The 7,425-nt window shown below is 64.1% G+C and carries 8 protein-coding genes and 1 pseudogene; 5 read left to right on the forward strand and 4 right to left on the reverse strand.

Annotated elements, in window-relative coordinates; all coding sequences use genetic code 11:
• The first annotated feature begins 270 nt into the window (after window positions 1-270).
• Window positions 271-558 (forward strand): hypothetical protein, encoded by a 288-nt coding sequence (locus KGM94_RS21805; protein WP_300263996.1) that lies wholly within the window; start codon window positions 271-273, stop codon window positions 556-558.
• Window positions 559-563: 5 nt separating this feature from the next.
• Here KGM94_RS21805 and KGM94_RS21810 read toward each other — a convergent pair whose 3' ends face one another.
• The 3 genes from KGM94_RS21810 to purU all read right to left on the reverse strand — a co-directional run bounded on the left by KGM94_RS21810 (window position 564) and on the right by purU (window position 2,222).
• Window positions 564-806, reverse strand: coding sequence for a transcriptional regulator (locus KGM94_RS21810; protein WP_300263998.1), 243 nt, complete (start codon window positions 804-806; stop codon window positions 564-566).
• A 99-nt stretch (window positions 807-905) separates the two neighbouring features.
• On the reverse strand, window positions 906-1,115 hold the full coding sequence (locus KGM94_RS21815; protein ID WP_300264000.1) for a cold-shock protein: 210 nt from the start codon (window positions 1,113-1,115) through the stop codon (window positions 906-908).
• A gap of 243 nt (window positions 1,116-1,358) precedes the next feature.
• Window positions 1,359-2,222: a formyltetrahydrofolate deformylase gene (purU, locus tag KGM94_RS21820; protein WP_300264002.1), complete on the reverse strand. Its 864-nt coding sequence runs from the start codon at window positions 2,220-2,222 to the stop codon at window positions 1,359-1,361.
• A gap of 137 nt (window positions 2,223-2,359) precedes the next feature.
• On the opposite strand from purU, the gene KGM94_RS21825 reads away from it, so the two are divergent.
• Window positions 2,360-3,202 (forward strand): uroporphyrinogen-III synthase, encoded by an 843-nt coding sequence (locus KGM94_RS21825; protein ID WP_300264004.1) that lies wholly within the window; start codon window positions 2,360-2,362, stop codon window positions 3,200-3,202.
• 22 nt (window positions 3,203-3,224) lie between these two features.
• On the opposite strand, the gene KGM94_RS21830 is transcribed toward KGM94_RS21825, so the two are convergent.
• The gene (locus tag KGM94_RS21830; RefSeq protein WP_300264006.1) at window positions 3,225-3,902 is read right to left on the reverse strand and encodes a Crp/Fnr family transcriptional regulator; all 678 of its coding nucleotides are present in this window, start codon (window positions 3,900-3,902) and stop codon (window positions 3,225-3,227) included.
• 333 nt (window positions 3,903-4,235) lie between these two features.
• Between KGM94_RS21830 and KGM94_RS21835 the strand changes: the two genes are divergently transcribed.
• From KGM94_RS21835 to KGM94_RS21845, 3 genes and pseudogenes are all read left to right on the forward strand, one after another.
• Window positions 4,236-5,057 (forward strand): ABC transporter ATP-binding protein, encoded by an 822-nt coding sequence (locus tag KGM94_RS21835; protein ID WP_300264009.1) that lies wholly within the window; start codon window positions 4,236-4,238, stop codon window positions 5,055-5,057.
• Window positions 5,054-6,982 carry a long-chain fatty acid--CoA ligase gene (locus KGM94_RS21840; RefSeq protein ID WP_300264011.1) on the forward strand — a complete coding sequence of 643 codons (1,929 nt, stop codon included), beginning with the start codon at window positions 5,054-5,056 and terminating at the stop codon, window positions 6,980-6,982. The genes KGM94_RS21835 and KGM94_RS21840 overlap by 4 nt, the downstream gene beginning before the upstream one ends.
• 136 nt (window positions 6,983-7,118) lie before the next feature.
• Window positions 7,119-7,425, forward strand: a pseudogene (locus tag KGM94_RS21845) (branched-chain amino acid ABC transporter permease); the annotation flags it as partial.

Here is a 7,425-nt window from a genome sequence, read left to right on the forward strand (position 1 = left end):
ACTGGTCTTGTCAACGAAAAAACTCTTGGACTGACCAAACCTTGGACTGACCAAGCGAAGTGTCGCGCGGCGACGCCGGGCGTGAGCACGGATCGATCACCCCCTCGCCCACGGCAGCCATTGCAGCCCTGCGCGCGGCTAGGGCGATCGATCTACCTTAGGTGTTTAAATACTTATCTCGAATAAGCCAATTTTACGTGTTGAGGACTACGGTTACAGACCGCTGGTGCCGTCCGGCGTCGCTCAACCGTTTATCCGGCGCGCCAAGAGATGCTGATGCGTTTCCGTCCCCTTGCGATCTCGGTTGCCGCCGCCCTGCTGGCCGCAGGCCTGTCGGGGTGCGGCACGATCAACCAGAGCATCTCGGCCGGGATGGGCGACTACATCCCGCAATGGGCCGGTGGTCTGCCGGCGGACGCCCCGCCGCGGCCGGGCACTGCGAAATACGACGAGTTCATGAAGGAACGCGAACGGCGGCGGCTGATGCCGGCCTCGGAGCGCGAGAAGGAAGACCAGGCGAAACAGCCCGCCGCGGATTCCGACGACGTCATTCGCTAGACCGGTTATTTCGAAATCGACTTCCCGCGCTTCTTCTTCGCGGGTTCGGGCAAGGAGTTCCGGGCTGCCGCCTCCTGGGCGTCGCGGGCTTCGCGCAGCGATCGAAGGCGCTCCATGTTCTTGCGCACGGCGACCGCCTGCCGCTCGACGTCAGCCATGGCTCGCGCGCCCTCTTCCTGAGCCAGGCGCAGCCGGTTGGCGCGGGCAATGCTCTGAGGTGAAGGCTCAACCGGTTTCTTGTCGCTCATGCCCACTCCGCGTACGAAGAACAAGCAAAACCCGCTCAATCCCGGGATCGAGCGGGCAGCACGGCCATTTCAGTACATCCGTGAAATGGCGCAGGCGGCTCAAGCCAGCGACAGATTTTCCGCGCTGACCTTGCCACGCATCTTGTCGGTCTTGATCTCGAAGGAGACCTTCTGGCCTTCGGCCAGACCGGAAAGACCAGCCCGTTCGACGGCGCTGATGTGCACGAACACATCGTTCCCGCCGTCAGTGGGCTGAATGAAGCCAAAGCCCTTCTGACCGTTGAACCACTTTACAGTACCCGTCGGCATTCTACTTCTCCTGAAGACATTCGCGCAGAAATCCGCGCGTTTCAAATTCAACTCGTCGATGTCTTCGGGAAGGAGCCCGCGGGCGCATTCAAAAAGGCACAGCGGCTAATCGAATGTCTGCAACATAGGCGCTCTTGCCGCAATGCACAAGTCCGTCGGACCCGAAATCCGGCCCAGGGACTTGAACCTCCGGGCGCTGTCCATGCCGACATTCGCGAACGCGAGCGACCCGCCGGGCCACATCTAGTCCACGAACACCACGGTCTTGCGGCCGTTGAGCAGCACGCGGTCGTCGAGATGATAGCGCATCGCGCGCGCCAGCACGCGACGTTCGATGTCGCGGCCCTTGCGCACGAGGTCCTCCGGAGTGTCGCGATGGCTGATGCGCTCGACGTCCTGATCGATGATTGGACCCTCGTCGAGGTCGCGCGTGACGTAGTGCGCGGTGGCGCCGATCAGCTTGACGCCGCGCTCATGGGCCTGGTGATAGGGCTTTGCACCCTTGAAGCCCGGCAGGAAGGAGTGGTGGATGTTGATGCAGCGTCCCGAGAGCTTTGCCGACAGATCGTCCGACAGGATCTGCATGTAGCGCGCGAGCACCACGAGGTCGGTCCTGGTCTTGCCGACGAGATCCCAGATCTGCGCTTCCTGCTCGCGCTTGGTATCCTTCGTCGTCGGCAGATGGTGGAACGGGACGTCGCCGAAATCGAGCCCGGCATAGACCTCGCGCGGATGGTTGGAGACGATCGCGGTCGGGATCATCGGCAGTTCGCCGGTACGCCAGCGATAGAGGATGTCGACCAGGCAGTGATCCGATTTGGACACCAGCAGCATCACCTTGCGGTGCCCGGCGCGGTCGCGCATCTGCCAGTCCATGGCGAAGCGCTCGGCGATTGCGCTGAAGCCAGTCTGCAGCGCCGACAGTTCGACGGCGAGATCGGCCGCGGTGAACACCACGCGCATGAAGAACTTGTTGGTCTCGATGTCGTCGAACTGCTGGGCGTCGAGAATGTTCTGCCCGTTATGGGCAAGGAAGGTCGACACCGCCGAGACGATGCCGGGACGATCGGGACAGGACAGGGTCAGAACGTATTGATGGTCGGGCATGGGCCTTGATGAATCTTTGGGCAAGCCGGCGCGCCGGCGATTTGCGCCCTGCTCTATCATTGCCTGCGGCCTTGCGCCAATCCCAAGCGGCGAGTCAGGATGAATGCAGCATTGCATTTCCGCACCGGAGCGCTCCCATGGCCGACCGATTGAACGGCTACCGCATCCTGATCCTCGAAGCGCGCGAGGAGGCGCAATTCTCCCGGCTGCTGGCCGAGCAAGGCGCCGAGGTCGTGCAATGCCCGATGTTCGCGATCGTCGACGCCCCGGATCCGGCGCCGGTTGAGGCCTGGATTCGTCGCGCCATCGAAAGGCCGTTTGACGATCTGGTGCTGATGACCGGCGAAGGCATGCGCCGCCTGATGAAACTCGCGCGGGCGCGCGCCCTCGACCAGGCCTTCGTGGCGGCGCTCGCCCGGTCGCGAAAGTTCATTCGCGGGCCGAAGCCGGGCAAGGCCCTGCGCGAGGTCGGGCTCGAGCCGCAACAGACCACGGAGAAGCCGACCACCGAGGGCGTGATCGAGATGCTGGCGAAGTTCGACCTCAAGGGCCATCGCGTCGGACTGCAGCTCTATCCCGACAAGGATCACAGTGCCCTGATCGGCGTCATCGCCGCGCAGGGCGTCGACGTCGATACGGTGCTGCCCTACACCCACGACGCCAAGGCGGTCGATGCCAATATCGTCACCGCCATCGCCGAGATGGCGGAGGGGCGGATCGACGCCATTGCGCTCACCAATCTCGGCCAGCTCCGCCGCCTGTTCGAGGCGGCGAAATTGCACGGCAGCGAACGCCGGCTGCGTGAAGGCCTGGAGCGGACGCTGATCGCCTCGGTCGGTCCCGCGGTCTCCGCCGAGCTTGCGGCACTCGGCCTGCGCACCGACATCTCGCCGGCGGAGGAGGCCTATTTCATGCGCCCGCTGATCTCGGCGATGGCAACCACGCTTGCGGAGAAGAGACCGAAGGCAGTCGCAAGGTGACGCGTATTCCTGCGAGGTCCTTTCACTCGTCGCCGTAGTTCCGCAGCCGCTCGATGTCGAGCACGGTGACGCCGCCATATTCGAGCCGCAGCAGGCCCTCCTTCTCGAGCTGGTTCAATGCGCGGTTGGCGTTCTGTCGCGACATGCCGGAAAGCGCGCCGATCTCTTCCTGGGTGATCTCCAGATGCGTCGTGGAGTCCGGATAGAGGATCGGATTGAACAGCGAGGCGATGCTGCGGGCAAGCCGCGCGGTGGCATCGAGCGTCCGGTTCACCTCGAGCATGCCGATGAACTGGGCGAGGCGCTCGTTGAGCTGGCGTACCAGGAAGCGGTTGAAGCCGACGCTGTTCTCGAACAGCCACATGAAGGCGCTGCGATCCATCAGGGCGAGACGGCTGTCGCGCAGCGCGACCACGTCGTAGCGCCGCGGCTCGTTCTTCAGCACGCTGCCTTCGCCGAACCAGGCGCCGGCGGTCAGGCCAGCGAGACTCGTCGCCTTGCCGTCCCGCGAGACCGCTCCCATCCGCCCGAGTCCGCTGACCATGCCGGCCCAGTAGCCGAACATGTCGCCGCGCATGAAGACGGTCTCGCCGGTAACATAGGATTTCTCGACGATCCCCGCGCGCGCGATCTCGATCTCGCGTTCGGTCAGTTCGCGCGACCAGGCGGCGACACGCTTCAGATGATCCTCTCCAATCATGATCCCGAAGCCATCCGCACTGATCCTCACCTCACCTCGTTTGCTGCATCGCAACAAGCCCGCCGCGCCGACATCCGACGAAAGATCAAGAACGATCTTTCGTCGGAAAACTTTTGCCCGCAAATTGTCAGGCACAAGACAATTCAAACTAGCGCTTTACCCTATTGAGGGCCACCTCGCGCGATGCGGCTTTCGATCCCGAACGGGACGGAAGCGGCGGACGCGACCGACCGGGACCATTCGCTGCATGGCCTCACCGGGACGTCCGTTATAGGATCGATGCGGGATCAAGACGAAGAGCGCGTTCAAGCGCCGTCGCCGGGAGGGATTTTCGTGGATTACAGCCTTGAAGTGCGCGAAGTGTCATTGCGGTTCGGCGGCGTCCGCGCGCTGACCGACGTCAGCTTTGGCATCAAGGACGGCGAGCTGTTCTCGATCATCGGCCCGAACGGCGCCGGCAAGACCTCGATCGTGAACTGCATTTCCGGTCGCTACCGGCCGACCCAGGGGCAGCTGTTCTACCAGGGCCGCGACATCACGGGGCTCACCCCCAACGCCCGCGCCTCGCTCGGCATCGGCCGTACCTTCCAGAACCTCGCGCTGTTCCACCACATGAGCGTGCTCGACAACGTCATGGTCGGGCGTCACCACCTCCTGAAGAACAATTTCATCACGGGTTCGCTGTACTGGCTCACCGGCGCGCGCAAGGAGGAGCTCGCGCACCGCCACAAGGTGGAGGAGATCATCGACTTCCTCGACCTGCAATCGGTTCGCAAGGCCACCGCCGGCACCCTGCCCTACGGCCTGCGCAAGCGCGTGGAACTCGCACGCGCCATGGCGCTGGAGCCGCGTCTCATCCTGCTCGACGAGCCGATGGCCGGCATGAACTTCGAGGAGAAGGAGGACATGGCGCGCTACATCGTCGATCTCAACGAGGAATACGGGATGACGGTGGTGATGATCGAGCACGACATGGGCGTGGTGATGGATATTTCCCACCGCGTCATGGTGCTCGATTTCGGCCGCAAGATCGCCGAGGGCGATCCGGGCGCGGTGCTCGCCGATCCCCACGTCAAGCGCGCCTATCTCGGCGAAGAGGACGAGGCGCTGGTCGATCCCGACGACAAGCCCGCAGCTCCGGAGTGTGCGGCATGATGGACTACGCCGGACGCGTCGCACAGGCCGACACCTATCCAAAGCTCCTGCGCCTCAACGCCAGGGAGCACGGCGGCGAGATCGCGCTGCGGGAGAAGGATCTCGGGCTGTGGCGGCTGTTCACCTGGAACGACTACCAGACCCGGGTGCGCGACTTCGCGCTCGGCCTGGTCGAGCTCGGGCTCGGCCGCGGCGACGTCATCGGCATCATCGGCGACAACCGGCCGGACTGGGTCGCGGCCGAGATCGCCTGCCATGCCATCAGCGGCATGAGCCTCGGGCTCTATCGCGACGTGCTGGACGAGGAGGCCTCCTATCTCCTCAATTACGGCGAGGCCCGGCTCGTCTTCGCCGAGGACGAGGAGCAGGTCGACAAGCTCCTGGGCCTTGCCGACCGCGCCCCGCAACTCAAGCACATCATCTATTCCGACCCGCGCGGCATGCGGAAATACGACGATCCGCGGCTGATGCCGGCGGAAAAACTCGCCGAGCTCGGGCGCGCGCGCGCCGCACGCGAGCCCGCACTGTATGACCGGCTCGTCGATGCCACCAAAGGCGAGGACGTCGCGATCCTCTGCACGACGTCGGGCACCACCTCGCATCCCAAGCTCGCGATGCTTGCGCCGGGCCGCGTGCTCGGTCACTGCGCGACCTATCTCAAGTTCGATCCCAAGGGCCCGGACGACGAATACGTCTCGGTGCTGCCGCTGCCCTGGATCATGGAGCAGGTCTACGTGCTCGGCAAAGGACTGCTCTGCCGGATGAAGATCAACTTCGTCGAAGAGCCGGATACCATGATGAACGATCTGCGCGAGATCGCGCCGACTTTCGTCCTGTTCGCGCCCCGGGTCTGGGAGCAGATCGCCGCCGACGTCCGCGCCAAGGTGATGGATGCGACGCCGATCAAGCAGCGCCTGTTCGACCTCGGCATGCGAACCGGATTGGCCGCGCTCGCGCAGGGCAAGCATTCGTCCTTCGCCGACATGATCCTGTTCCGCTCCTTGCGCGACCGGCTCGGCTTCACGCGGCTGCGCTCGGCTGCGACCGGCGGCGCGGCGCTGGGACCCGAGACGTTCAAGTTCTTCCAGGCCATGGGCGTGCCGCTGCGTACGCTGTACGGCCAGACCGAGATGCTCGGGGCCTACACGCTGCACCCGGAGGGCAAGGTCGACCCCGACACCACCGGCGTCGCGATGGCCGACGACATCGAGATCAGGATCGACAATCCCGACATCCACGGCGTCGGCGAGATCGTGGTGCGCCATCCCAACATGTTCCTGGGCTACTACAAGAATCCCGAGGCGAGCGCCGCCGACATGAAGGACGGCTGGATGTGCTCGGGCGACGCCGGCTACTTCAACGACAACAAGCAACTGGTCGTCATCGACCGCATCAAGGATCTCGCCGAGACCTCGCGCGGCGAGCGCTTCTCGCCGCAGTTCATCGAGAACAAGCTGAAGTTCTCGCCCTACATCGCCGAAGCCGTGGTGCTGGGCGCCGGCCGCGACACGCTCGCGGCGATGATCTGCATCCGCTATTCCATCATCTCGAAATGGGCGGAGAAGAACCGCCTGTCGTTCACGACCTACAGCGACCTCGCCTCGCGGAGCGAGGTCTATGCGCTGCTGCAGAAGGAGGTCGAAACGGTGAACGCGACGCTGCCGCCGGCGCAGCGCATCTCGCGCTTCCTGCTGCTCTACAAGGAGCTCGACGCCGACGACGGCGAGTTGACCCGCACCCGCAAGGTGCGCCGCAGCGTCATCAACGAGAAATACGCCGGCATCATCGACGCGATCTACCGGGGCGATGCCGACATCCCCGTCGACACCGTGATCCGCTTCCAGGACGGCACCACCCAACGCATCCGCACGACGCTGAAGGTGATCGACCTGCTGGGCGGCCCGATCAGGGAGGCGGCGGAGTGATGGCTCATCATTGCCACGCGCACGGCGTCATGCCCGCGCTCGTCGCGGGTATCCTCGTCTTTCTTCCTATCGACCTTAAGGCGTGGATGGCCGGGACAAGCCCGGCCATGACGAAATCCGCGACGAGACACTGCCCATGAACACGCAACTCCTCATCCAGCTTCTGGTCAACGGCCTCGTGGTCGGCACGCTGTATGGCGTGGTGGCGATGTCGTTTGTGCTGATCTACAAGGCGACGCAGGTGGTGAACTTCGCCCAGGGCGAACTGCTGCTGGTCGGCGCCTGGGTGTGCTGGGCGCTGATGGTGAAGTATCAGGTGCCGTTCTACGCGGCGATGCCGATCACCATGATCTTCATGTTCGTGTTCGGCATCCTGATCCAGATGGTATTCCTGCGGCCGATGATCGGCGAGCCGATCATCTCGGTGATCATGGTGACGATCG

The organism is Bradyrhizobium sp., assembly GCF_028868675.1.
GTDB lineage: Bacteria > Pseudomonadota > Alphaproteobacteria > Rhizobiales > Xanthobacteraceae > Bradyrhizobium.